The sequence below is a fragment of the Pseudomonas sp. GM41(2012) genome (assembly GCF_000282315.2).
Classification (GTDB): domain Bacteria; phylum Pseudomonadota; class Gammaproteobacteria; order Pseudomonadales; family Pseudomonadaceae; genus Aquipseudomonas.
Genome location: NZ_AKJN02000012.1, coordinates 167,772 through 191,981, shown reverse-complemented (window position 1 = coordinate 191,981; position 24,210 = coordinate 167,772). Strand labels below are relative to the sequence as shown.

The 24,210-nt window shown below is 59.8% G+C and carries 22 protein-coding genes; 3 read left to right on the top strand and 19 right to left on the bottom strand.

Annotated elements, in window-relative coordinates; all coding sequences use genetic code 11:
* Positions 1-32 precede the first annotated feature (32 nt).
* The 4 genes from PMI27_RS00430 to PMI27_RS00445 all read right to left on the bottom strand — a co-directional run bounded on the left by PMI27_RS00430 (position 33) and on the right by PMI27_RS00445 (position 3,780).
* The gene (locus tag PMI27_RS00430; RefSeq protein WP_008151120.1) at positions 33-893 is read right to left on the bottom strand and encodes an efflux RND transporter periplasmic adaptor subunit; all 861 of its coding nucleotides are present in this window, start codon (positions 891-893) and stop codon (positions 33-35) included.
* A gap of 10 nt (positions 894-903) precedes the next feature.
* Positions 904-1,110 (bottom strand): DUF1656 domain-containing protein, encoded by a 207-nt coding sequence (locus tag PMI27_RS00435; protein ID WP_008151119.1) that lies wholly within the window; start codon positions 1,108-1,110, stop codon positions 904-906.
* A complete protein-coding gene (locus tag PMI27_RS00440) occupies positions 1,097-3,085 on the bottom strand; it encodes an FUSC family protein (RefSeq protein WP_008151118.1) in 1,989 nt (662 codons plus the stop codon). Before PMI27_RS00440 ends, PMI27_RS00435 begins: the two co-directional genes overlap by 14 nt.
* A gap of 227 nt (positions 3,086-3,312) precedes the next feature.
* A complete protein-coding gene (locus tag PMI27_RS00445) occupies positions 3,313-3,780 on the bottom strand; it encodes a ferritin-like domain-containing protein (protein WP_008151117.1) in 468 nt (155 codons plus the stop codon).
* Between the two features lie 203 nt (positions 3,781-3,983).
* Here PMI27_RS00445 and PMI27_RS00450 point away from each other — a divergent pair, with 203 nt between their 5' ends.
* Positions 3,984-4,220: a DUF3820 family protein gene (locus tag PMI27_RS00450; RefSeq protein ID WP_007949456.1), complete on the top strand. Its 237-nt coding sequence runs from the start codon at positions 3,984-3,986 to the stop codon at positions 4,218-4,220.
* Between the two features lie 36 nt (positions 4,221-4,256).
* On the top strand, positions 4,257-5,438 hold the full coding sequence (locus PMI27_RS00455; protein WP_008151115.1) for an aminotransferase class V-fold PLP-dependent enzyme: 1,182 nt from the start codon (positions 4,257-4,259) through the stop codon (positions 5,436-5,438).
* A 2-nt stretch (positions 5,439-5,440) separates the two neighbouring features.
* On the opposite strand, the gene PMI27_RS00460 is transcribed toward PMI27_RS00455, so the two are convergent.
* The 4 genes from PMI27_RS00460 to zwf all read right to left on the bottom strand — a co-directional run bounded on the left by PMI27_RS00460 (position 5,441) and on the right by zwf (position 9,276).
* Entirely contained in the window at positions 5,441-6,166 is a 726-nt protein-coding gene (locus tag PMI27_RS00460; protein WP_008151114.1) for an intradiol ring-cleavage dioxygenase, read from the bottom strand.
* Between the two features lie 257 nt (positions 6,167-6,423).
* The gene (locus PMI27_RS00465; RefSeq protein ID WP_008151112.1) at positions 6,424-7,089 is read right to left on the bottom strand and encodes a bifunctional 4-hydroxy-2-oxoglutarate aldolase/2-dehydro-3-deoxy-phosphogluconate aldolase; all 666 of its coding nucleotides are present in this window, start codon (positions 7,087-7,089) and stop codon (positions 6,424-6,426) included.
* A 17-nt stretch (positions 7,090-7,106) separates the two neighbouring features.
* Positions 7,107-7,820 carry a 6-phosphogluconolactonase gene (gene pgl, locus PMI27_RS00470; RefSeq protein WP_008151110.1) on the bottom strand — a complete coding sequence of 238 codons (714 nt, stop codon included), beginning with the start codon at positions 7,818-7,820 and terminating at the stop codon, positions 7,107-7,109.
* Positions 7,807-9,276 (bottom strand): glucose-6-phosphate dehydrogenase, encoded by a 1,470-nt coding sequence (gene zwf / locus PMI27_RS00475; protein ID WP_008151108.1) that lies wholly within the window; start codon positions 9,274-9,276, stop codon positions 7,807-7,809. The genes pgl and zwf overlap by 14 nt, the downstream gene beginning before the upstream one ends.
* A gap of 242 nt (positions 9,277-9,518) precedes the next feature.
* On the opposite strand from zwf, the gene PMI27_RS00480 reads away from it, so the two are divergent.
* Positions 9,519-10,379, top strand: a complete 861-nt coding sequence (locus PMI27_RS00480; RefSeq protein WP_177318169.1) for a MurR/RpiR family transcriptional regulator — start codon at positions 9,519-9,521, stop codon at positions 10,377-10,379.
* Between the two features lie 95 nt (positions 10,380-10,474).
* Here PMI27_RS00480 and PMI27_RS00485 read toward each other — a convergent pair whose 3' ends face one another.
* The 11 genes from PMI27_RS00485 to edd form a co-directional block, all read right to left on the bottom strand.
* Positions 10,475-11,329 carry a D-hexose-6-phosphate mutarotase gene (locus PMI27_RS00485; protein ID WP_008151105.1) on the bottom strand — a complete coding sequence of 285 codons (855 nt, stop codon included), beginning with the start codon at positions 11,327-11,329 and terminating at the stop codon, positions 10,475-10,477.
* Between the two features lie 107 nt (positions 11,330-11,436).
* Positions 11,437-12,783 (bottom strand): carbohydrate porin, encoded by a 1,347-nt coding sequence (locus PMI27_RS00490; RefSeq protein WP_008151103.1) that lies wholly within the window; start codon positions 12,781-12,783, stop codon positions 11,437-11,439.
* Between the two features lie 196 nt (positions 12,784-12,979).
* Positions 12,980-14,140, bottom strand: a complete 1,161-nt coding sequence (locus tag PMI27_RS00495; protein WP_008155863.1) for an ABC transporter ATP-binding protein — start codon at positions 14,138-14,140, stop codon at positions 12,980-12,982.
* A gap of 4 nt (positions 14,141-14,144) precedes the next feature.
* A complete protein-coding gene (locus PMI27_RS00500) occupies positions 14,145-14,990 on the bottom strand; it encodes a carbohydrate ABC transporter permease (RefSeq protein ID WP_008155862.1) in 846 nt (281 codons plus the stop codon).
* Positions 14,983-15,891, bottom strand: coding sequence for a carbohydrate ABC transporter permease (locus tag PMI27_RS00505; protein ID WP_008155860.1), 909 nt, complete (start codon positions 15,889-15,891; stop codon positions 14,983-14,985). The genes PMI27_RS00500 and PMI27_RS00505 overlap by 8 nt, the downstream gene beginning before the upstream one ends.
* 158 nt (positions 15,892-16,049) lie before the next feature.
* On the bottom strand, positions 16,050-17,357 hold the full coding sequence (locus PMI27_RS00510) for an ABC transporter substrate-binding protein (RefSeq protein WP_008155858.1): 1,308 nt from the start codon (positions 17,355-17,357) through the stop codon (positions 16,050-16,052).
* A gap of 117 nt (positions 17,358-17,474) precedes the next feature.
* Positions 17,475-18,734 carry a D-mannose isomerase gene (locus tag PMI27_RS00515; RefSeq protein ID WP_008155855.1) on the bottom strand — a complete coding sequence of 420 codons (1,260 nt, stop codon included), beginning with the start codon at positions 18,732-18,734 and terminating at the stop codon, positions 17,475-17,477.
* A gap of 302 nt (positions 18,735-19,036) precedes the next feature.
* Complete coding sequence (locus PMI27_RS00520) at positions 19,037-20,506, bottom strand: ATP-binding protein (protein ID WP_008155853.1); 1,470 nt, start codon at positions 20,504-20,506, stop codon at positions 19,037-19,039.
* On the bottom strand, positions 20,496-21,227 hold the full coding sequence (locus tag PMI27_RS00525) for a response regulator (protein WP_008155851.1): 732 nt from the start codon (positions 21,225-21,227) through the stop codon (positions 20,496-20,498). The genes PMI27_RS00520 and PMI27_RS00525 overlap by 11 nt, the downstream gene beginning before the upstream one ends.
* A gap of 184 nt (positions 21,228-21,411) precedes the next feature.
* Positions 21,412-22,362, bottom strand: coding sequence for a glucokinase (locus tag PMI27_RS00530; RefSeq protein ID WP_008155850.1), 951 nt, complete (start codon positions 22,360-22,362; stop codon positions 21,412-21,414).
* Positions 22,359-24,185, bottom strand: a complete 1,827-nt coding sequence (edd, locus tag PMI27_RS00535) for a phosphogluconate dehydratase (RefSeq protein ID WP_008155848.1) — start codon at positions 24,183-24,185, stop codon at positions 22,359-22,361. Before edd ends, PMI27_RS00530 begins: the two co-directional genes overlap by 4 nt.
* Positions 24,186-24,210: the final 25 nt, after the last annotated feature.

Genomic DNA, 24,210 nt, shown 5'->3' with positions numbered 1-24,210 from the left:
GTCGAGTGAAACGAGGCTGCGATCTTTTGATCTTACGGCCCTTCCTGCACCTGCACACTCGCCGTCATCCCCGAACTCAAATTCATCCCTTCCGGTAACTTATCAATCTTGATCCGTACCGGAATCCGCTGCGCCAGCCTCACCCAGTTAAACGTCGGCTCGACCTCTGCCAGCAACTGCCCGTCCGGCGTGGTATTGCGATCGGTAATCCCGCGACTGATGCTTTCCACGTGCCCCTGCAACCCCTCCCCTGCACTCATCAACCAGACCTTCACCGGATCGCCAACACGAATCCGTGGCAGCTTGGTTTCCTCGAAATACGCCTGCACATAGAAAGTCGAATCGTCGATCAATGCCATCACCGATTGCCCGGCATTCACGTAGTTGCCTTCGGCCAGACGCAGGTTGGTGATGTGACCATTGCGCGGCGCATGGACCTGACTACGGGCGAGGTTGAGTTCCGCAACCTTGGCTTCGGCCTGGGCTTCACGCAGTTCGCCACGGGCGATGCCGGCGTTGATTTGCGCGTTCTCGCGCAGTTCGGCGCTGATGGCCTGCGGACCGAGGGCCGCGCGGCGACTGGCTTCTTTCTCGCGCAGATTGAGTTGCTGCTGGCGGGTCTGCACCACCGCCTGGGCTTTCTCCAGCGCCGCTTCGAAACGTTCACGATCAATGCTCAGCAATAAATCGCCGGCCTTGACCTGCTGGTTATCAAAAGCCTTGAGCTCACGCACCCAACCCGAGACGTCCGGGGCGATCACCACCACGTCGGCGCGGATCCGCGCATCCCGAGTCCAAGGCGTGAGCATGTAGTACTGCCACAAATGGAAGCCGGCAAATATCGCCGCCGCCACCAGGCACAAGGTCACCGCGACACGTATCGGTGTTCGCATTTTCAACTCCTTATAAAGGTCCGAGGACGACGGTGATCAAGGTCAATACACAGACGTACAAGGCGCAATCAAACAATGCTTCGTGCCAGATCCAGCGGCCCACCGGCGTCAGGCGCAAGAGCATGCGCAAGGCGCCAGTGACGAGCAGCGCCAGCAGCACATAAATCAGAAACGGACTGAGCAGCACGCCACCCACCGACCACTCACGCAAGCCCATGGCTTTGCTCCTGTTGACGGCACCAGGCGCGCCAGCTGCTTTGCAATTGCAGCACCGCGCCTTGGGCCAGTTTCACCGCATCGCTGGGGGGCAACGCGTACAAGGTCTTCAAGAATTCTTCGCTCGGCTGCGCCAACGCCTCGGCACGACTGCCGGCCGGGCCTTGCTCGAGGATTTTTTCCAGCTGTTCGAGATAACGCCGCTGAGGCGCACTGATCGGTGCCTGTGCCACCGCCAGACTCAAACGCAAATGCAGCAGTTCGTCGCCGATGTCCAGGCCGAGCAAGCCGTCGTCCCAGCGACTGCGCGCCGGCTCCGGCAACTCGGGATAGTGCCGCGCCAATTGCAGCAAGCGGTCGGCCATGCGCCCGCCAAACCAGCTTTCGGCACCGCGCAGATTGCGCCGGGTCAGGCGCACCAGATCGTCGAGGGTCGCCGCCAGCAAACGCCGGCCATGCCACGTCGGGTTGCGCAGGATCAACAGATGGAACGCCAGCACGGCGGCGCCGACACCCACCACGATGGATAGAGCGCTGTTGAAGAACGTCGCGACATCGAATTTCATCGCATTGAGCGGCGAGACCAGCACGATGAAGTGCAGACAAAATGAAGTAGCCGTCGCACCGATCTGCGGTTTGGCCATGCCCAGCGCGCCGAGGAACAACGGCACGCCCATGCCCATGCACAGCAAGGCAAAACCACTCCATTGCGGCAGCAGAATCTGTCCGACGATAAACGCGGACGGAATCGCCAGGAAGATCCCGCGCATGAAACTCATGCCGATTTGAGCGCCATTCTCGCGGCTGGCAAACAGACTACACACCACGCACGTCAACAGCAGCGCGCCGGAGGCAGCAGGCCAGGCGGTCGCCAACCAGAAGCACGAGACCACCAGAAACGCCAACGCACTGCGGGCACCGAACATCAGCGCCAATGACAGGTCGCGGTGCGGTGTCAGGGTTCTCGGTGGATCGACCGTTTCCTTGCCCTCCTCAACGGCGTTCAACGCGGCGCTGGCCGCCATGGCGGTATCGAGTAACAAGGTAAAACGGGCCAGGCAATAACTTTGCGCGGAGCTGATGTGCGGGTCGTGGGAAGCGTCGAGCAACCTCGGACGCAGCGCTTGCAGGGTCGCGGAATCCGGGCTGTTGAGCGCCTCTTGAACCTCGGTCATCCAGGGCAACAGTTGCTCGGCTTCCTGGGGTTCCAATTGCTTCCACTGGCGGCGCACCGAACGGGCGATGCGCAGCAACATCAACAGCTTCTGGCTCAAGCCGCTGATCCCCCGCGCTCGTTGGCGACCCTGGCTTCCTTCAAACCAGGCATGCTCGCGCTGGGCATCGACGGCGACGATTTTCCCGAGGATTTCCAGCAAGCCTTTACGCGCCTGACCATCACCGGCCAGGGTTGCACGCGCGGCGTTCATACCGCTTTGCCACGCTGCCCGCGCCTGATCCGCCAATTGCCGTTCTACCCGCATCGGCCAGAGCAGCGCGCTGGCGGCAGTGGCGCAAAGAATGCCCAGGCAGATTTCCGTGCAGCGAGCCACGGCTTGATCGAACACCGTCAGCGGATGAGTAATGGCCGGCAGCGCGATGATCGCCACCGTGTAACCGGCCAGCACGAACGAATAGGACCAGGCGCTGCGCAGCAAGGTCGAACTTGCCGTACACAACCCCAGCCATAACGCCAAGGCCAACAAAAACAGCCAAGGTGTTTGGGCAAACAACCCCATGAACACCACGGACATGATCGTCCCGACCAGAGTCCCCAGCAACCGCGCCAGGCCCTTCTGCACCACCATCCCCGACAAGGGCTGGGCGACGATGAACGCCGTCATCAACGCCCATGACGGTTGCTCCAGACCCCAGCGTAATGCCAGCCACAGCGCCAGGCCGCCGCCGATCAAGGTTTTGATCGCGAACTGTAAGGCGCGGCGGTCAGGCGCAAACAAAGCCTGCAAGGTGATAGGCACGTAAAGGACTCTTGGAAAGGCGATTTAACGGTAGGAGCTGCCGAAGGCTGCGATCTTTTGATCTTTTGATCTTTTGATCTTTTGATCTTTTGATCTTGTTGTCCGGTGACCTCTATACCGTCAAAAGATCGCAGCCTTCGGCAGCTCCTACAAGGCTAATTTCATCGTTGAACGCCGGACACAAAAAAACGCCAGACTGGCTGGCGTTTTTGACAGGCGACGAACGCTTACGAGCGTGCGCGCGCCTGGTTACGCAGGGCTTTTACCTGATCGTGATTGCGTTGCACGCCGTGGTACTGACGCTCAACCAGGTCACGAATGCCCACCAGGTTGTATTTGTTGATTTTTTCGATGGCTTCTTTGTAAGCCTTCAGTGCATGGTCTTCACCCCGTTCGGCTTCGTTCAGCACGGCCTCTTCATCCTTGCCGGTGAACATCGCTTTCACGTCGACCCAGCGACGGTGCAGGTCACCGCTGACGCTGGTGGACGTTTCCGGATCGCCGCCTAGCGAACGTACGGCGGCCTGCAATTCAGAAGCAGCCGTTGCGCAGTCAGCCGAGCGCTGCACGAACAGGGTTTTGAGTTCTGGGTGCTTGATGTCTTCAGCGCAAGTCTTGAACCCTTCCTGACCGTCCTTGCTGGTTTCAATCAGGTCGTTGAGTACAGAGATGGCTTCTTTATTCATGTCAGTCATTTTCAATTCCTCGCGGGTTGATGAAAGATGCAATAGGTGTTGCATCCTGCATGCCAGCAATGAACCGACTACTTACTACTTATATTTCAATTACTTATCGTTTAACGCGAAATCTGTATCCGTTTTTTTTGCATGATCTGTCATTTGGCCTGCATGCAGAATGCCTGTATTTTCCAGACTGTTTGAATCAAGACGACTGATTGATGAACCCTGAAAAGCTCGAACTGTTGATTACCCGTGAAATGCCCTTCGGCAAATACAAGGGCCGGATCATTGCCGACCTCCCCGGCCAATACCTGAACTGGTTCGCCCGCGAAGGTTTCCCCCATGGCGAACTCGGCGGATTGCTGGCCTTGATGCAGGAAATCGATCACAACGGCCTGTCGGAATTGCTCGAACCGCTACGCGCCAAACATGGCAAACCCGCCCCTCGCCATTGACCCGACACCCAGACCTGGCCCCAGATTGAGTAGCCCATGCCCGATAACACTCGCCGTGCCCGTGATGAAGCCTTCTGGCGAACCTTTGCCGACCGATACGCGGTTGAACCTGGTCCGGTCAACCTCGAAAACGGGTACTTCGGGCGCATGTCGCGCACGGTGGTCGAGGAGTATCAGCGCAACATCGAACTGATCAATCGCAGCAACTCGGTGCATGTGCGGCAACGCTTCGAACAGGGCGAAAGCCTGGAGATTCGCAAACAGCTCGCCGAGCTGGTGAGCGTACCCGCCGACACTGTCGCCCTCACCCGCAACGCTTCCGACGGTCTGCAATCGCTGATCCGCAACTACAACCGTCTGACGCCGGGCGATCAGGTGCTGATAGGCGATCTGGAGTACGACACGGTCAAAGGGGCCATGCGCTGGCTGGCACGTCATCGCGGTGTCGAAGTGATCGAAATCGAACACTCGCACCCCGCCAGTTTCGACAGTTTGCTGGCCACTTACCGCGAAGCTTTCGTGCGTTATCCACGACTCAAACTGATGGCCCTGACCCACGTCACCCATCGCTCCGGGTTGGTGATGCCGGTGCGGGCGATTGCCGCAGCTGCCAGGGAACATGGCATCGACGTGATCCTCGACGGCGCGCATGCGCTCGGCCAGCTCGAGTTCAATCTCAATGAACTGGGCATCGCCTTTGCTGGCTACAACCTGCACAAATGGATCGGTGCACCGCTGACCCTGGGCTTCATTTACATCGCCCCCGAGCGCCTGGCCGACATCGACCCGGACATGGGCGAGATGCATTTCCCGGTCACCGACATTCGCGCCCGCACGCCGTACAGCACGCCCAACATCCCGGCGCTGCTGACACTGCCGCTGGTGTTCGAGGAGCATCGCGCGATGGGCGGTTCCGCGGCCAAGGGCGCTCGGCTCAATTACCTGCGCAACCGCTGGGTGAGCGCGGTACGCGAGTTGCCGGGGATCGAAGTCATGACCCCGGACGACCCGCGACTGTATTGCGGCATCACGTCGATGCGCTTTACCCGGCATGCCGATCAACAGGCGATGGTCGAGCGGCTGCTCAAGGACTACAACCTGTTTACCGTGGCGCGCAGTGGTGCCGCGAGTGGTCCGTGCATTCGCATAACCCCGGGGCTCACTAACACCGCTGCAGACATGGATTTGCTGACCCGGGCGCTCACCGAACTGCGCTGACGTCACACCGTGTGTTTGTCGAAGTCCTCGGGCTTGATCTGCGTCGATACCGCAAAGGTGTCGATGCCGATGGTCGTGTGCCCGAAGTAGCCGTCTTTATTCGAGTCTCGACTCAGGGTGTGAACGTTCAAGGTCGATGCTTCACCGCCCATGTTTTCATAGAAAAAGTCTTGATCGTTGGTCAGCGGCGAAACGGCTCGACCGCGGTACTCCCTGGCGTTGAGTACCGAGCGCGAGGCCACCTCGGGAAAGTAGAGCTGACCGACCCAGGCAACATGCCGCTCTTCCAGGTAGTTGTTGCCTTCCATAATGCGTACCACGACGTGAATGTGCAGGGCACGGCCGGCGTAGAACCCCGGATAGATCGTGGTAAACCGCACGATGCCGTTCTTGTCGGTAAATTGTCCGCCTCGCAGGTAAGTGTCGTCGTCGGTTCGCGGGATCGAGCCTATGTCGCCGGCATCGACTTCCGTGTCTGGATTGACCTTGCTCCAGCCCGAATACGCACCGCGCGCGTTGCAGTGCCAGATATCCACTAACGCGTCAGTCACTGGTTGACCGGTCATGGCATCGACAATCGTCAGCCTCAGCACCAAGGGAATGCCATCCATCCCTTCGCTGATGTTTCGTCTGATCAATTTCGGATTTCGGAAATAAGGACCGGCGATCTGTTCGGGTGAAAGCAGGTAAACCGCTGGTGCGGGTGAAACCGGGGTGTTGTCTTCCATGACGTTCTCTCTTCCATAAGATGAACGCAGGTTAACGCTGGCCGAGAAGCGAGATGCGGTAACTATGTATCGCATCGTTTCTGTAGGAGCATGGCTTGCCCGCGATGAACGATAACGCGCAGTATTTGTTAAACCGCAGCGTCGCCATCGCGGGCAAGCCATGCTCCTACAGGTTTTTTTGGGCAAAAAAAAACGGTGCACCGACCAAGCGCACCGTAAAGCCGTAGAACACACAACGAAGTGTTTGGTAAAGCCGATCAGTCCAGCAGCGCCAGTGCCTCGGCAGTGCATTCCTGAATGCGGGCCCAGTCGCCGTTCTTGATCCACTCGGGATCAAGCATCCAGCTACCGCCCACGCACATCACGTTTTTCAACGCCATGTAGCTTTTGATGTTGGCCGGGCTGACGCCGCCAGTCGGGCAGAATTTCACTTCGCCAAACGGGCCGCCGAGGGCTTTGATAGCCGCGACGCCGCCGCTGACTTCCGCCGGGAACAGCTTGAAGCGGCGATAGCCCAGGCCGTAGCCTTCCATGATGCCGGAGGCATTGCTGATGCCTGGCAACAGCGGAATCGGGCTGTTGACGCTGGCTTCCAGCAGGTCACGGGTGATGCCCGGCGTGACGATGAACTGCGAACCGGCCGCTTCGGCAGCCGCCAGCATGTTGCGATCCAGCACAGTGCCGGCACCGGTCACCAGCTCTGGACGCTGCTCGCGCAGAATCTGGATAGCCTTGAGGCCGAACTGTGAACGCAAGGTCACTTCCAGGGCTGTCAGGCCACCGGCCGCGAGGGCGTCGGCCAGCGGCAGGATGTCCTGTTCGCGAGCGATGGTAATCACCGGCAGGATCCGCGCCTTGGCACAGAGGCTGTCGATCAGGGCAACTTTGTCCGCCATGGAAACGGTCGGGGATGGGGTTGTCATAGCGGCTGTTCCTTGGCTCATGGGCACCAGTAAATCTCTAACGTAGGTTGCAGAAACGCGCGAATCGGCATGGCGGCGACATCGTCACCGGCCAATGCGGCACTCAGGGTGGTCAGCTTGGACTGACCGGAAATCGATAGAACGGTGGTCTTGGCCGACGCCAGCAGCGCACGGCTCATGGTCAAGCGCTGATGCGGCACGGTCGGCGCCAGCATCGGGTAGCAACGACGTGTGCCGTCGACTTTCAAGGCGTCGGCCAGGTTCGGGCTGTTCGGGAACAGCGAGGCGGTGTGACCGTCGTCGCCCATGCCGAGTATCAGCACGTCGATTGGCGGCAACTCGGCGAGCAAGCGATCCGCCTGCTCGGCGGCCAGTTCAAGGTTGGCCGTGGCGCTGTACAGACTCAGGAACTGAGCCTTGGCCGCCGGTCCTTGCAACAGGTAGCGCTTGAGCAGACCGGCATTGCTGTCGGCGTGTTCAACCGGCACCCAGCGCTCGTCGGCCAGGGTGACGACAACCTTGGACCAGTCCAGCGTCTGCTTGGCCAGGTGCTGGAAAAACGCCACCGGGCTGCGTCCACCGGAAACCACCAAGGTCGCGGTGCCGCGCGCGTCGATCGCGTCACTCAGTTGCTTGGCCACATTCAGCGCCAGGCCTTCGGCCAGCAACACCGGGCTTTTGAACTCATGGGCGCTGACGCCCTGAGGCAGTTTCAATTCAGATATCGCCATACCACGACCTCCCATCCCGCGTGATCAATGCAATGGAGCTCATCGGCCCCCAGGACCCGGCCGCGTACGGCTTGGGCGCATCACCGGATTTTTTCCACCCGGCGATCAACTGGTCACACCACTTCCACGCGGCTTCGATTTCATCTTTACGGACAAACAGGTTCTGATTGCCGCGCATCACTTCCAGCAACAACCGCTCGTAGGCATCGGGAATCCGTGCGCTGCGATAGGTATCGGAAAAATTCAGCTGCAACGGACCGCTGCGCAACTGCATGCCCTTGTCCAGGCCTTGTTCTTTGGTCATCACGCGCAAGGAAATGCCTTCGTCCGGTTGCAGGCGGATAATCAGCTTGTTGCTGATTTGCAGGCGCTGTTCGGGAGCGAAGATGTAGTGGGACGGTTCCTTGAAGTGGATGACGATCTGCGACAACTTCTGCGGCATGCGCTTGCCGGTACGCAGGTAAAAAGGCACACCGGCCCAACGCCAGTTGCGGATATCGGCACGCAGCGCAACGAAGGTTTCGGTGTCGCTCTGGGTGTTGGAATTCGGCTCTTCCAGGTAACCGGGAACCGATTTGCCTTCGCTGTAACCGGCGATGTACTGACCGCGCACGACCTGAGTGGTCAGGCCTTCCGGGCTGATCGGCGCCAGCGCCTTGAGCACTTTGACTTTCTCGTCACGGATGCTGTCGGCGGACAGGTCGGCCGGCGGGTCCATGGCGATCAGGCAGAGCAGTTGCAGCAGGTGATTCTGAATCATGTCCCGCAGCTGGCCGGCCTTGTCGAAGTAACCCCAGCGACCTTCGATCCCTACCTTCTCGGCCACGGTGATTTCCACGTGGGAGATATAATTCTGGTTCCACTGGGTTTCGAACAGGCTGTTGGCGAAACGCAGGGCGATCAGGTTCTGGACGGTTTCTTTGCCCAGGTAGTGGTCGATGCGGTAGGTGCGGTTCTCCGGGAAGAACTGCGCCACGGCGTCGTTAACCTTGCGCGAGGATTCCAGGTCCGAACCGATGGGTTTTTCCAGCACCACGCGGGTGTTTTCGGTCAGGCCGACCTTCGACAGGTTCTCGCAGATCGCGCCGTAAACGGCGGCCGGTGTCGCGAAGTAGGCAATCACTCGCTGGGCGCTACCGGCCATCTCGGCCAGGGCGACGTAATCGTCAGCCTTGAGGAAGTCCACGTGCAGGTAACTCAGGCGGGCCAGGAAGCGTTCGACCACGGCCTCGTCCAGCTCTTTGGCGACGACGTAGCGGCGAAGCTCGGAGGCGATGAACGCCAAATGCTGCTGCTCGCTGCCAGGTTCACGGGCTAGCGCGATAATTCGCGTGTCCTCGTGCAAGAGGCCTGCGCCATCGAGCTGATAAAGGGCAGGAAACAGCTTGCGCAGGGCCAGATCGCCGAGGGCGCCAAACAAGGCAAAGGTGCACGGTTCAACCGTAATCGAAGGCATGATGTTTGTTCTTTTATCAAGTTAAGCTACAAATACCTTTTTTCAAGGCATCACTCAAGGGAAAATGTAGTAATAACCACAACATTTTCGCAAAATACAGATTCCGAGTGGTGGACGGTCGGAGCCATCAGTAGGATAGGCCACCGCTTGGGGCCGCATCAAAGGCCCAATTTGCATAGCAACACGCTTGTTAGCATCGCAGAGCACTCTTGTAGGCGAACCAAGGAAACCATATGGACCGCGTGCGAAATTTACTGGAACAGATCCAGAATCGCCTTGAAGACCTGAACAAGGCAGAACGCAAAGTCGCCGAAGTGATCCTGCTCAACCCACAGCAGGCCACCCGGTTCAGCATCGCCGCCCTCGCCCAGGCCTCAAAGGTCAGCGAGCCGACGGTCAACCGTTTCTGCCGTTCGTTCGGCGTCAGCGGCTACCCGGAACTCAAGCTTCAATTGGCCCAGAGCCTGGCCAGTGGCGCGGCGTATGTCAGCCGTGCGGTCGAGGCCGATGACAATCCCGAGGCGTACACCAAAAAGATTTTCGGTAGCGCCATCGCCTCCTTGGACAGTGCCTTGCAGGCCTTGGACCCGAACTTGATCAGCCGCGCCGTCGACCTGTTGATCCAGGCCCGGCAGATCCACTTCTTCGGCCTCGGCGCCTCGGCCCCGGTGGCGCTGGATGCGCAACACAAGTTCTTCCGCTTCAACCTGGCGGTCACCGCCCACGCGGACGTGCTGATGCAACGCATGATTGCGTCGGTGGCGCACACCGGCGAGTTGTTCGTGATCATTTCCTACACCGGCCGTACCCGCGAACTGGTGGAAGTGGCGCGTATTGCCCGGGAAAACGGTGCTTCGGTATTGGGCCTGACAGCCGAGGGTTCGCCACTGGCCAAGGCCAGCACCTTGAGCCTGAACATTCCGCTGCCGGAAGACACCGACATCTATATGCCGATGACGTCGCGGATCATTCAGCTGACCGTGCTGGATGTGCTCGCCACCGGCATGACCTTGCGCCGAGGCGTGGACTTCCAGCCGCATTTGCGCAAGATCAAGGAAAGCTTGAATGCCAGTCGGTATCCGATTGGGGATGAGTTTAATTAAAAAGATCGCAGCCTCGCTTCGCTCGACAGCTCCTACAGGTTTACACGATCCCTTGTAGGAGCTGTCGAGCGAAGCGAGGCTGCGATCTTTTGATCTTAAGCCCCAACCCGCGCCTGCAAACTCAAATGCGCCCTCTCCCCCGGCGCCAGGCTCAGGCTATCGGTCCCGCCACTCGCCGCTTCAACGCACACAAACTCCGAAATCTCATTCCAGCTCACCCCCAGCAACGGCCGCGAGCCCGGATGCCAGACCACCGTGTCTGCATGGTCACCGGTATCGATGCACAACTCACGCTGCCAGGCATGGTCCTTGAGCTGTAATTCGCCGTCATGCTGGAACACCCGCTGACAGCCACCCTCTACCCGCAACTCGCCTTCCTGATGACAAATCTGCCGGTTCAACTGGTCGTAACCCTGCGCTCCGTCGAGGCCAGACAGCGCTACCTCACCGACGTCGCCAATACGCCAATACGCATGCAACGCCTGACTCAATTGGCACGGCAGGCTGTCCTGATGCTCGGTGCTCAGGCGTAAATCCATGCGTTCGCCCAAGTGCGCGTGCAGGTCCACTTGCCAGTCGCACAACTGAAGTTGCCAGTGCAAGCGCACGCCATCGTCATCAGTGCTGCTGTCCAGAAGCTTCCAGTCGATCAACCGTGCCCAGCCATGGGACGGCCAGGCGTTTTCGCTCGGATGACGGCCATACCACGGCCAGCACACCGGAACGCCACCACGAATCGCACCGACCTGCGGCCACTTCGCCGCACACCAGAGCCAGGGTTTCTGACCCTTTGGCTGGAAGTGCAGCAACTGCGCCCCCTGCCGACTGAACACCGCCTGACACAGCGGATGGTCGATCACCAGCACGTCGCGCTTCTGATAGCGCTCCCACGCAAACACCGGACGTTCGCGCAAGGATTTGAAGAAGCGTTGTAGCGGATGCTCATGCATGTGCCACGGTCCTGAAAATCACCCGGGGTGCGCCGCCCCAAAAAAAAACGGACAGCCTGGGCTGTCCGCAAAAATGCGCACATAGAGAGGAGCTTATCGCAACAACGTTAGAACACCGACTGAATTTTCAGGCCGGCGACCAGCGCGTTGTCAACTTCATCAACACCACCCGGGTGAGTGATGTATTGCAGGTTAGGGCGCACGGTCAGCCAGTTGGTAACGTGGAAGCCGTAGTTGATCTCGTAGTTGTACTCGGTGGTACGCAGCGGCGAGAACAGTGGATCCTCGTACTCGGTAACACCATTGGAGGCGTTGACCAGCTCGGCGTTTTTCTTCACGTCATCGTTGACATGGATACGGGCGAAACCGATACCGACGTCATCTTTTGGACGTGCATCGAACGGGCCCTTGTACACAAACATCAGCGACTGGTAGTTGTCGACGAAGTTGGTGTCCTTGTCGTGGAACGTGGCGTTGGCTGCAATGTTCAGACCGCGGCTCTTGTCACCGTTGTGGTCGGTCAGCTGTTGCTGCGCCACGAACCAGTAACCGTGCTTGCTATCGTGGCTGCGATAGGCGTTACCGCTGGTGGCTGCATCATTGCCGTCGGCATCCTTACGAACATCATCGGCATTGGCCGTGCTTTTGTAGTAACCGACACGGTATTCACCCGGCAAGTTGCCAGGGTTCGGCGACCAGACCAGTTCGACTGGCAGCACGGTACCTGCGGTACCACTGCCGCTGAGCTTGAAGCCGTTACCGTGCTCCAGTTGCGACGGGTTCTGGTTGTACGCGCCGATCTGCGCATAGAACTCAGGCGAGATGTTGTACTTCACGCGAACCGCAGCCTGCATGACCGGCCAGTTGTACCAGATGTTGGTCGCCCAGTTACCCGCTTGGGAACCGCAGAACGCCAGGTTCTGGAACTCGCACGGGAAGGTGTTGAAGTCTTCGCCTTCGCCGAAGTAACCGGCTTTGACGTCGAGTTTACCGTCGAGGAACTGGTGCTTGATCCACAATTGGGTCAGACGGACCATATGGCCACGGCCGTAGACTTCCTGGGACGAACTCAAGGTGCCGGCACGCGGGTCGCCGACACGGTCATTGGAGATGTTCTGACCATTACGGTTAGTGAGCTGGATCTTGGCCTGGGTGTTATCCCAGCCCCACAGTTTTTGCAGGTCCAGTGCCACGCCGAGGCCAAACTGGTCGGCGTAGCGCGCGGTCTTGTCATCATTAAACCCGCCGTGGAGGTTGCCGCCCACTTCACCGACGTAGTCCATCTTGATGTCGATACCCTGCTCGATCAGCTTGGTCCGCTCGCCACCCCAATCACCGGTCATCCATTCGGAATCGGCACTGAACGCGTCAGCCGCGTGTACGCTACCGGCCAACATCATTGCCGCAATGGCTGACAACTGGCAGATAAGCTGAGCGTTGTTGTTCTTCTTCATCCCTACATCCTCGTTTTATTGTTATTAACTGTTTTTATTTAACGCGGTGACATCGGTTGCGACGGGCAACAGACCGCCCGCCATGGATTCCCCCCTGTGGGAGCGAGCCTGCTCGCGATAGCGGTGTATCAGTCGACATCGATGTTGAATGTCAGTCCGTCATCGCGAGCAGGCTCACTCCCACATTTTTTGATCTTTATCTGCCTTTGAACTGGGCTACGTTGGCGCTGTGAACTTCAGTTTTTGGCAGGCCGGCCACCCCCAGGCGCTCCCCGGTCTTGGCATCGAACAACAGCACTTTCGATGGATCGAATTGCAGGGTCAGGGTCTCGCCCACCGCCGGCGCAACGTCCGGTGCCAGGCGGCAGCAGACTTTGGTTTCGTTGAGATTGACGAACACCAGGGTGTCGGGACCGGTTGGCTCGGTGACCTGGACTTCGGCGCGAATGATCGGCAAACCATTCGGCTCGCTACCCGCCAAGACGATCTGCTCCGGGCGCATGCCGAGGATCACTTCGCGGTCTTCAAGACCGGCATCCTGCATGCCCAATGGCAATTCGCAGCGCGCCTGACCGCTGTCGAGCAGCGCCAGCAGACGACCGTCCTTGCGCTGCAAACGCAGGGGGATGAAGTTCATCGGCGGCGAACCGATGAAGCTCGCCACGAACAGGTTGGCCGGGTTGTTGTAGATGTCTTTCGGCGTGCCGAACTGCTGGATGATCCCGTCCTTCATCACCGCCACTTTGTCGCCCAGGGTCATCGCTTCGATCTGGTCGTGGGTCACGTAGACCGTGGTGGTTTTCAGGCGCTGGTGCATCAGTTTCATTTCGGTGCGCATCTCGACGCGCAGCTTGGCGTCGAGGTTGGACAGCGGTTCGTCGAACAGGTAAATCTTCGGCCGCCGCGCCAGGGCACGACCCATCGCCACGCGCTGTTGCTGGCCACCGGAGAGCTGGCCGGGTTTACGGGCGAGCAAATGTTCGATCTGCAACAGCTTGGCCACGCGAGCAACTTCTTCGTCGATTTCGGCGGCCGGCATTTTGCGAATCTTCAGGCCGAACGCGATGTTGTCGCGCACGCTCATCGTCGGGTACAGCGCGTAGGACTGGAACACCATGGCGATGTCGCGATCTTTCGGGCTCATGCCGCTGATATCGGCGTCATCCACCAGGATCGCGCCGCCGCTGATGTTTTCCAGACCGGCGATGCAGTTCATCAGCGTGGATTTACCGCAGCCCGACGGGCCAACCAGGATCAGGAACTCACCGTCATCGATCTTCAGTTCGATGTTTTTCAGGGTGTCCGGCAAACCGGCGCCGTAGGTCTTGTTGACGTTGCGTAATTCGAGAGTTGCCATTGTTCTACCCCTTGACCGCGCCGGACGTCAGCCCACGCAGGAAATACTTGCCAGCGAAAATGTAGACCAGCAGTGTCGGCAGCCCGGCGATCATCGCGGCGGCCATATCAACGTTGTATTCCTTGGCCCCGGTGCTGGTGTTGACCAGGTTGTTCAGGGCCACGGTAATTGGCTGGGCATCGCCACTGGCGAAGACCACGCCGAACAGGAAGTCATTCCAGATTTGAGTGAACTGCCAGATCAGGCAGACCATCACGATCGGGATCGACATCGGCAGCAGGATCTTCCAGAAAATCGTGAAGAAGCCCGCGCCATCAAGGCGTGCAGCCTTGACCAGCGCATCCGGAATGCTCACGTAGTAGTTGCGGAAGAACAGCGTGGTGAACGCCAGGCCGTAGACCACGTGCACCAGCACCAGGCCGGTGGTGGTGTTGGCCAGACCGAACTTGCCGAGGGTGAACGAGGCTGGCAACAGCACAGTCTGGAACGGCAGGAAGCAGCCGAACAGCAGCAGACCGAAGAACAGTTGCGAACCCCGGAAGCGCCACATCGACAGCACGTAACCGTTCATGGCGCCGATGAAGGTGGAGATCAGAACCGCCGGTACGGTGATTTTCACCGAGTTCCAGAAGTAGCCGCCGACAACGTCCCAGGCCTTGATCCAGCCGATGCCGTCAATCACTTGCGGCCAGCTCAGCAGGTTGCCGGTGCGGATGTCTTCCGGGGATTTGAAACTGGTCAGCAGCATCACCACCAGCGGGATCAGGTAGATCGCGGCGGCCAGCAACAGCGTGGCGTAGATGGCGATGCGGCTGAAGCTGATCGCCGGTTTTCCGAGTTGATTACTCATGGCGTTTGCCTCGCAATTCGGAGTACAGGTACGGCACCAGGATCGCCAGGATCGCGCCGAGCATCATCATGGCGCTGGCCGAACCAATGCCCATCTGGCCACGGCTGAAGGTGAAGGAATACATGAACATCGCGGGCAGGTCGGACGAGTAGCCCGGGCCGCCAGCGGTCATTGCCGCCACCAGGTCGAAGCTCTTGATCGCGATGTGCGCGAGGATCATGAAGGCGCTGAAGAACACCGGGCGCAGGCTCGGCAACACGATTCTCAGATAGATGGTCGGCAGGCTCGCACCGTCGACTTGCGCCGCGCGGATGATCGATTGATCGACACCCCGCAGGCCGGCCAGGAACATCGCCATCACAAACCCGGAGGCTTGCCACACGGCGGCGATCACCAGGCAATACACCACGCGATCCTGATCCACCAGCCAGTCGAGACGGAAACCTTCCCAGCCCCAGTCACGCAGCATCTTGTCCAGGCCCAGCCCTGGGTTGAGCAGCCATTTCCACGCGGTACCGGTGACGATCATCGAGAGCGCCATCGGGTACAGGTAAACGGTGCGGATGAAACCTTCCTTGCGAATGCGTTGATCCAGCAGCACCGCGAGGAACACCCCCAGCACCAGGCTGATGCCGATGAACATGCCACCGAAGACCGCGAGGTTTTTGCTCGCGACCCACCAGCGATCGTTGTCCATCAGGCGGATGTATTGCTGCAGGCCGACCCATTTGTAGCTCGGCATGAAGCTCGAATTGGTGAAGGACAGAACGAATGTCCAGATGATGTAACCGTAAAAACCAACCAGGACGATCAGCATGCTTGGCGCCAAAACCAGTTTGGGGAGCCAGCGCTGCAGTGCGTCGAACGGTGAGGCTTTGCTGAAAACCGCCACAGAGCTCATCGGGATAATCCAGGTGAAGAGAAATGAAATCCGCACGGCGATCCCTTGTAGGAGCCGAGCTTGCTCGCGATAGCGGTGTAACAGACGACATCCGTGTTAAATGTCAGTCAGCTATCGCGGGCAAGCCTTGCTCCTACAGGGACACGCGGTGTCAGGGATTACTGGGCGGCTTTGACGGCCGATGCCAGTTGCTTGCTGGCCGTCGCCGGATCAGCATTCTTGTCGTTCATGAAGTTGGTCACCACATCGAAGATCGCGCCCTGCACGGCCAGGGAAGTGGCCATGTTGTGCGCCATGCTCGGTTGCAGGCCGCCAGTCTTCTCGTCGGCAAGGAAATCCTTGGCAGCCGCTTGAGCGCAGGAATCGAAGCCCAGACCGCTCATGTCGTTAAGCATGTCGGTACGCACCGGGATCGAGCCTTTGTTGATGCTGAAGACTTTCTGGAAGTCTTTGCCCAGAGCGACTTTGGCCAGGTCTTGCTGAGCGGCGATGTCGCCTTTGCGATCAGCCTTGAGCTTGAACACCGCCAGGGAATCGATGTTGTAGGTGAAGGCTTTTTCGGTGCCCGGGAATGGCACGCACTGGTAGTCCTTGCCCGCTACTTTCTTGGCAGCGGTCCATTCGCTCTTGGCCCAGTCGCCCATCATCTGCATACCGGCCTTGCCGTTGATGACGTCGGCGGCAGCAATGTTCCAGTCACGACCGGCACGGTTCGGGTCCATGTAGCCCGTGAGTTTTTTCAGCTCGGCGAACGACTTGGTCATCTCGGCGCCCGAGAGGGTTTTCTGATCCAGGTCTACCAGGGCTTTCTTGTAACCGTCAGCGCCCATGACCGAGAGCACCACGTCTTCAAACACGGTGCTGTCCTGCCAAGGCTGGCCACCGTGGGCAAGCGCGATGAAGCCTGCGGCTTTGAGCTTGTCGCCGGCGGCATAGAATTCTTCGAGGGTAGTCGGGGCTTTTTCGATCCCGGCTTTCTTGAAGACTTCCGGGTTGATCCACAGCCAGTTGACGCGGTGAATGTTCACCGGCACGGCGACGTAGTCACCTTCGTACTTGACGGTGTCGGAGACTTTCTTCGACAGCAGGCCATCCCAGCCTTCGGCCTTGGAAACGTCTTTGAGGGTATCGGTGCTGAGCAGGCCAGTGCTGCCCCACTCCTGGATGTCCGGACCTTTGATCTGTGCAACGCCCGGCGGGTTACCGGCGACGGCGCGGCTTTTGAGTACGGTCATGGCAGTGGAGCCGCCGCCACCGGCGACTGCGCCGTCCTTCCAGGTAAAGCCGTCTTTTTCGACTTGAGCCTTCAGGACATCGACCGCGGCTTTTTCACCACCAGAGGTCCACCAGTGAACGACTTCCACCGAACCTTTGGAATCGGCAGCAAGCGTACTCAGCGGGAATGCAGACAGGGGAAGCAGTGAAGCGAGAGAAATGACAGTAGCGAGGCGAGAAATCGCATTCATCTAGTAGTACCTTTCTTGTTGTTATGCATGCAAGTCTGGTGCTTGCGCTGCATAGGATTTTAAACAGGAGTGATCCCTTCGCAGGTAACGAAGGGACGTTCGAATGTCACCACATGGTTACACAGGAGCGCTCTGGGATAACTGTGCCAGGGCAGTCGCCATGCTTGGCGCCAGAGGCAATCGCGGGATCAACACGGCTTGCCAGGCGTGATAAAGATCAGGTTTACCAGCCCAGATATCGGCGCTCGGGCGGTTCTGCGGATCGAGCTCGTGGCGCCAGCTACCGCTTTCGCGATCGATGAAATGGCTGTCGCAGAATTCCCAGAATAGTCGGTACCAGTGTTCGTATTGCGCATCGCCTGTACGTTTAAGCAGCGCGCTGGCGGCGGCGCTGGCTTCGCAATGGGTCCAGTGCAGGCGATGGCGAACCACGGCGCGATTGTCCCAGTCGAGGGTGTAGACAATCCCCGGCGCCCCGTCGACATCCCAGCCGTGACGGCAGTTGTGGTCGAAGAGTTTTTGCGCGTCGCTGGCGAGCCAGCCCGGCGTCAGCATCCCGGCCTTAACCCGCGCCGCTTCGAGATGCAGCATCAGCCGGGCCCATTCGAAACCGTGACCCGGCGTGGTGCCGTAGGGGCGAAAACCATCGGCCGGGTTGTCGTGGTTGTATTCGCGCAAGGGTTGCCAGTCGCGGTCGAAATGTTCGACCACCATGTAGTCGTTGGCAGCGGCGTGACCGTGGATGACGCGCTCGACGATGCGCTGGGCGCGGACCAGCCAGCGGTTGTCGTCAGTGACATCGGCCAACGCGAGAAAGGCTTCGGTGGCGTGCATGTTGCTGTTGGCGCCGCGATAGCTTTCCTCTTCACTCCAGTCGCGGTTGAAGGATTCGCGCATCGCGCCCTCCTCCTCGCTCCAGAAATGCACGTCGATGATGTGGATGGCATCGTCGAGCAAGGCCTGCGCGCCGGGACGCTGAGCGACAACTGCAGAACTGGCGGCCAAGGCAACGAAGGCGTGCAGGTAAGCCGCCTTGTCGGTGCTGCCGTCGCGATGCTCGGGGGCAGCGAACCAGCCGCCATGTTCGGCGTCACGCAATGGGCCGCTGAGGGCTTTGACGCCGTGATCCACCAGCTCGGCGAAACCCGGCAAGCCCTGAATGTGGGCCATGGCGAAGCTGTGAGTCATCCGCGCGGTGTTCATGGTTTCGGCGTGGGTGTTGGCTGGCAGGCAGCCCTTTTCATCAAGATTGCCGAAACCTTCAGGAAGCTTTGAAGCCTTGGCAAACGCCAGCAGGCGCAGGCCTTCGGCGGCAAGCCATTGCTGATGGGCGGGGGCGTTCAGCCAACTGCTGAAAGCGGGTTGGAAGGTGTCCATGGGGTGCCTTTTTTTGTTGTTATGACTGAGGGCAGTCTAAACAACGGGCGGTGGTGGGCTTGTAACGAAGGGGGCAGGTTTTGTCACTGGATTGTGACAAAGAGCCACCCCTCACCCCAGCCCTCTCCCCACGGGGGAGAGGGGGAAAGGGAGCAGATCTTCACGCTTTTCAGAACCTGAGTTCGACTCGGAATTTCAGGTCGCCGAATTTCTTTTAAACAACTCGGTCAGTCCCCTCGCCCCTCTGGGGAGAGGGTTAGGGTGAGGGAGTCGATTTCAAGCCAGACGCAAATATCGAAACCTTAATCAATCGACCGAGGCAAATGCAACGTCACCCTCAACCCACCCTCACGCAAATTCTGCAGGCTGACCTCACCGCCATGGCTATGCGCAATATTTCGCGCAATCCCCAACCCCAACCCATAACCCTGCTGCTGCCCGGCCAGACGGAAGTGCGGCTCGAACACCTGCTCCATCCGCTGCTCCGGTACGCCCGGCCCTTCATCGTCCACATGCAGGATGAACGCACTCTGGTCGTCATCAATGTGCAAATGCGCTTTCTGCCCATACTTCAAGGCATTGTCGATCAGGTTGCCGATGCAACGCTTGAGCGCCAGCGGCTTCCCCGGATACGCCGCCAGCGCACGCCCTTGCTGAGTAACGCGACCATTGCCGTTGGGCGCCAGGTACGGCTCCACCAGACAATCTAGTACATGGTTGAGGTCCACCGGTTCGATGTTTTCGTGGATGTCGGTGTCTTTCACGCATTGCAGCGCGCCTTTGACCAGCAGCTCCAGCTCATCCAGATCACGGCCGAACTTGGCTTGCAGCGTTTCGTCTTCGAGCAATTCAACGCGTAACCGCAAGCGGGTAATCGGCGTGCGCAGGTCATGGGAAATCGCGCTGAACAACTGGCTACGCTCGGTCAGGTAACGGCTGATGCGTTCGCGCATCGCATTGAAGGCGCGGCCGACCTCGATCACTTCACTACCGCCACCCTCGGCCACGGGTTCGACTTCCGCGCCGAGGGACATGTCCCGTGCTGCCCGTGCCAAACGCTTGAGCGGCCGGCTCTGCCAGTGCACCAGCAGGCCAATGAACAACAGCAAGAAGCCGCTGGTGAGCACGATGAACCAGACTTGCTGCGCCGGCAGGCCTTGTTCTTCAAGACTGGTGTAGGGCTCGGGCAACAGTGAGGCGATGTACAACCACTCGCCCGGCGCCATCTGGATTTGCGTAACCAATACCGGCGGGTTTACCGGCTCCAGGGTCAGCGCGTAATGCGCCCAGGAGCGCGGCAATTCATCGAGCTTCAGGCCACCGTTGAAGATCCGCAGGTCTTCGGGGCTGACGAAGGTCACCGAGATATCAATGTCCTGGCCCAGGGACTGGCGCAACACTTCGTCCACCGCTTTGAGCACGGCTTCCTTGCGCGGGGTGATCGGCAGCACTTCCATGCCCAAGGGTTTGTCGTTGAGCGTCACCACAAAACGGGTGCCGCCCATGCTGCGCAACTGGTCGAGTACCAATGGCCGAAACGCTACTGGCAGAGAGCGGAAGTAACTGACGCTGGCCGTCATCGAATGAGCGAGGCTACGAGCACTGGTCACCAGGCCTTCAAGTTGGGTGGCGCGCAGTTGCGAGACCCAAATCACGCTCGACAGCGTCTGGGCGAACAACACTGCCAGCAACGTCAGCAGCAGCATCCGCCCGAGCAGCGAGCGCGGCACGGGAATCCGTGCGGCGAGCTTGCGGAAAAACTCAGTGGCCATTGCTGGCAACCACATTGGCGGCCAGTTGGTAGCCGCTGCCGCGCACGGTACGGATCAGTCGCGGCGGTTTTTCGGTGTCGCGCAGGCGCTGGCGCAAACGGCTGACGGCCATGTCGACGATGCGATCCAGCGGCATCAAATCACGGCCACGGGTGGCGTTGCCGATGGTGTCGCGATCGAGGATTTCCTGGGGGTGATCGAGGAACAGTTTCAGTAGCGCGAAATCGGCGCCGGAGAGAATCACTTCTTCGCCGTCGATGTGGAACAGGCGATGGCTGACCATGTCCAGCCGCCAGTCATCGAAGGCCAGCACTTCACTGCCGGAACGTTCCTGACCGAACTGCGCGCGACGCAACAGGGCTTTGATGCGCGCCTGCAATTCACGCGGGCTGAAGGGTTTGCCGAGGTAATCGTCGGCGCCCAATTCCAGACCGATGACGCGGTCGGCCTCGTCGGAGCTGGCCGTGAGCATGATGATCGGCACCTGCGCCTGGCGCGGGTGCTGACGGATCCAGCGGCAGAGGCTGAAACCGTCTTCGTCCGGCAGCATCACATCGAGGATCACCAGATCGCTCGGCGCCTCATTCATCGCCTGACGAAAGCCCGCACCGTCGGGCGTGGTTCGCACCTGAAAACCCGCGCGGGTCAGGTAGGTGTCCAGCAACTCGCGTATCTCTTGATCGTCATCGACCAACAAAATCGACTTGTTGACTGAGCTCACAGGGGCGGCATCCTTGTTGTTTGAATTGGGCGGATTATGCCTGATCGTGCGTAAATCTATGTTGTCTGTCATGGCCGCATCGCGAGCAAGCTCGGCTCCTACAGGTTTTGGGGTGGTCGCCATTTTTGTGAACGACACCCATCCTGTAGGAGCAAGGCTTGCCCGCGATGAAGGCGACCCGGTCTCAGGCCTGGTCGAGCGCCACACCCGCGCCAACAAGGCCGGAATACGGCGCCGTCACCAGCCACACCGGGATGCCTTTGAAGTAATCGCTCATGCAGCCCTTGTCGGCAAAGCACCGGGCAAAGCCGCTTTCAACGAAGAAATCGGCGAACCGTGGAATCACCCCGCCGACGATGTACACACCGCCGCGCGCGCCCGTGGTCAGCACGTTATTGCCGGCCACACGACCCAGCCAGCAGCAAAACTGTTCAAGCACTTCCAGGGCAATCGGATCACCGGCAAGGCCAGCCGCAGTAATCGACTCAGGGGAATCCAGCACCGGTTCATGACCGTCCACCGCACAAATCGCCCGGTAAACCCGCGGCAAACCGCTGCCGCTCAACGCCGTTTCAGCGCTGACATGACCGATCTCATTGAAGATGTGCTGCCACAGTTGAGTTTCCCGCGGGCTGCTCAGCGGCAAATCGACGTGACCGCCCTCCCCCGGCAACGCGGCGAAACGACCTTCACCGAGATCGAGCAATGTGCCGACACCGAGGCCAGTCCCAGGACCGATCACCACCGCCGGCCGCAACGGTTCCGGCGTGCCTTCGCAGACCACCCGAAACTCGTCCGGCTGCAAACGGGTCATGCCCAGCGCCATGGCCGAGAAGTCGTTGACCAGCAACAGTTGATCCACCTGCAAGGTCTTGCAGAAACCCTTGCGGCTGAGTCGCCAGTGATTGTTGGTGAACTTGAATTCATCACCGCTGACGGGGCCGGCCACCGACAGGCACACCGAACCGATCGAACCCGGCGCCAGGCCAAGCCCGCTCAGGTAGAGGGCAATCGCCTCTTCCGGGCTGGCGTGGTCGGCCGTTGCCAGCACCTGGACCGATTCCAGCTGCTGGTTTTTCCACAACGCGAAACGTGCGTTGGTCCCACCGATGTCACCGACCAAAGCCAGTTTCAATTAAGCGTCTCCAGGGCAGAAGTAAAGGCGCTGGCGCCCTGCTCTGCGGAGCTGAAGGCCATGCGCATGAAACCAAACAGTTCGCGACCGCTGCCGATGTTATTGCCCAACAGGCCTTTGGCAGGTTCGCGCGCTGCGAATTCTTCGGCGTCCACCTTAAGCTCCAGGGTGCCTTTGACGCCATCGACGCGGATGATATCGCCCTCTTGGACGCGCGCCAAAGCGCCGCCCACATACGCTTCGGGGCTGACGTGAATCGCCGCCGGGATTTTCCCCGACGCACCGGACATGCGCCCGTCGGTGACCAGCGCCACTTTGAAGCCGCGATCCTGCAGCACGCCGAGGAACGGCGTCATCTTGTGCAGTTCCGGCATGCCGTTGGAGCGCGGGCCCTGGAAGCGCATCACCGCGACAAAATCCTTCTCCAGCAAACCGGCCTTGAATGCATCGGCCAGATCCTGCTGATCCTGGAACACCATGGCCGGTGCTTCGACAACCTGGTTTTCCAACGCGACAGCGGACACTTTCATCACGCCGCGGCCGAGGTTGCCTTCCATCACCCGCAAGCCGCCCTCTGGCGAGAATGCGCGAGCGACCGGACGCAGGATGGTTTCGTCGAGGCTTTCGATCGGGCCTTCGCGCCAGACCAGCTCGCCGTTTTCGAGGAACGGTTCCATGGTGTAGCGGCTCAGGCCGTGGCCCAGCACCGTGTTGACGTTTTCGTGCAGCAGCCCGGCTTCCAGCAGTTCGCGGATCAGGAACGACATGCCGCCCGCGGCCTGGAAGTGGTTGATGTCGGCTTTGCCGTTCGGGTAGACGTGGCTCAGGGTCGGCACCACCTCGGAGAGGTCGGCCATGTCCTGCCAGGTCAATTGAATGCCCGCCGCCATGGCGATCGCCGGCATATGCAAGGTGTGGTTGGTCGAGCCGCCGGTGGCGTGCAGGGCCACGATGGAGTTGACCAGCGAACGCTCGTCGACGATTTCGCCGATCGGCATGAAGTCGCCGCTCTGCTTGGTCAGGCGCGTGACTTGATGCGCGGCTTCGCGGGTCAGGGCATCACGCAACGGGGTGTTCGGGTTGACGAAAGAGGCGCCCGGCAAGTGCAGGCCCATGACTTCCATCAGCAACTGGTTGGTGTTGGCGGTGCCGTAAAAGGTGCAGGTACCCGGGCTGTGATAGGACTTCATCTCCGATTCCAGCAGCTCTTCGCGGCTGGCCTTGCCTTCGGCGTAGCGCTGGCGCACATCGGCTTTCTGCTTGTTGGAAATGCCCGAGACCATCGGCCCGCCCGGCACGAAGATCGTTGGCAGATGACCGAAACGCAACGCGCCCATCATCAGGCCCGGCACGATCTTGTCGCAGATGCCGAGCATCAGCGCGCCGTCGAACATGTTGTGAGACAGCGCAACGGCAGTGGACAGCGCAATCACTTCGCGGCTCGGCAGGCTCAGTTCCATGCCCGGCTCGCCCTGGGTCACACCATCGCACATGGCGGGGGTGCCGCCGGCGAACTGGCCGACTGAGCCGATTTCGCGCAGGGCCTTTTTGATCTGTTCTGGAAAGACTTCGTACGGCTGGTGCGCCGAGAGCATGTCGTTGTAGGACGAAACAATCGCAATGTTGGCGGAGTTCATCATCCGCAGACTGTTCTTGTCGTCGGTGCCGCAACCGGCCACGCCGTGGGCGAAGTTGGCGCATTGCAGTTTGCCGCGCATGGGACCGTCGCTGGCAGCACCTCGAATCAGTGCAAGGTAAGCCTCACGCGTGGCGCGGCTGCGGGCGATAAGCCGTTCGGTGACCTCAAGGACGCGGGGATGCATGTTTAGAACTCCAGGCTAACGGATG

What these genes read in the sequence shown, in the direction of transcription:
- PMI27_RS00430 (WP_008151120.1), bottom strand. Translation starts at nt 893, where the DNA reads ATGCGAACACCGATACGTGTCGCGGTGACCTTGTGCCTGGTGGCGGCG.
- PMI27_RS00435 (WP_008151119.1), bottom strand. Translation starts at nt 1,110, where the DNA reads ATGGGCTTGCGTGAGTGGTCGGTGGGTGGCGTGCTGCTCAGTCCGTTT.
- PMI27_RS00445 (WP_008151117.1), bottom strand. Translation starts at nt 3,780, where the DNA reads ATGACTGACATGAATAAAGAAGCCATCTCTGTACTCAACGACCTGATT.
- PMI27_RS00450 (WP_007949456.1), top strand. Translation starts at nt 3,984, where the DNA reads ATGAACCCTGAAAAGCTCGAACTGTTGATTACCCGTGAAATGCCCTTC.
- PMI27_RS00455 (WP_008151115.1), top strand. Translation starts at nt 4,257, where the DNA reads ATGCCCGATAACACTCGCCGTGCCCGTGATGAAGCCTTCTGGCGAACC.
- PMI27_RS00460 (WP_008151114.1), bottom strand. Translation starts at nt 6,166, where the DNA reads ATGGAAGACAACACCCCGGTTTCACCCGCACCAGCGGTTTACCTGCTT.
- PMI27_RS00465 (WP_008151112.1), bottom strand. Translation starts at nt 7,089, where the DNA reads ATGACAACCCCATCCCCGACCGTTTCCATGGCGGACAAAGTTGCCCTG.
- pgl (WP_008151110.1), bottom strand. Translation starts at nt 7,820, where the DNA reads ATGGCGATATCTGAATTGAAACTGCCTCAGGGCGTCAGCGCCCATGAG.
- zwf (WP_008151108.1), bottom strand. Translation starts at nt 9,276, where the DNA reads ATGCCTTCGATTACGGTTGAACCGTGCACCTTTGCCTTGTTTGGCGCC.
- PMI27_RS00485 (WP_008151105.1), bottom strand. Translation starts at nt 11,329, where the DNA reads ATGCATGAGCATCCGCTACAACGCTTCTTCAAATCCTTGCGCGAACGT.
- PMI27_RS00490 (WP_008151103.1), bottom strand. Translation starts at nt 12,783, where the DNA reads ATGAAGAAGAACAACAACGCTCAGCTTATCTGCCAGTTGTCAGCCATT.
- PMI27_RS00495 (WP_008155863.1), bottom strand. Translation starts at nt 14,140, where the DNA reads ATGGCAACTCTCGAATTACGCAACGTCAACAAGACCTACGGCGCCGGT.
- PMI27_RS00500 (WP_008155862.1), bottom strand. Translation starts at nt 14,990, where the DNA reads ATGAGTAATCAACTCGGAAAACCGGCGATCAGCTTCAGCCGCATCGCC.
- PMI27_RS00505 (WP_008155860.1), bottom strand. Translation starts at nt 15,891, where the DNA reads ATGAGCTCTGTGGCGGTTTTCAGCAAAGCCTCACCGTTCGACGCACTG.
- PMI27_RS00510 (WP_008155858.1), bottom strand. Translation starts at nt 17,357, where the DNA reads ATGAATGCGATTTCTCGCCTCGCTACTGTCATTTCTCTCGCTTCACTG.
- PMI27_RS00515 (WP_008155855.1), bottom strand. Translation starts at nt 18,734, where the DNA reads ATGGACACCTTCCAACCCGCTTTCAGCAGTTGGCTGAACGCCCCCGCC.
- PMI27_RS00520 (WP_008155853.1), bottom strand. Translation starts at nt 20,506, where the DNA reads ATGGCCACTGAGTTTTTCCGCAAGCTCGCCGCACGGATTCCCGTGCCG.
- edd (WP_008155848.1), bottom strand. Translation starts at nt 24,185, where the DNA reads ATGCATCCCCGCGTCCTTGAGGTCACCGAACGGCTTATCGCCCGCAGC.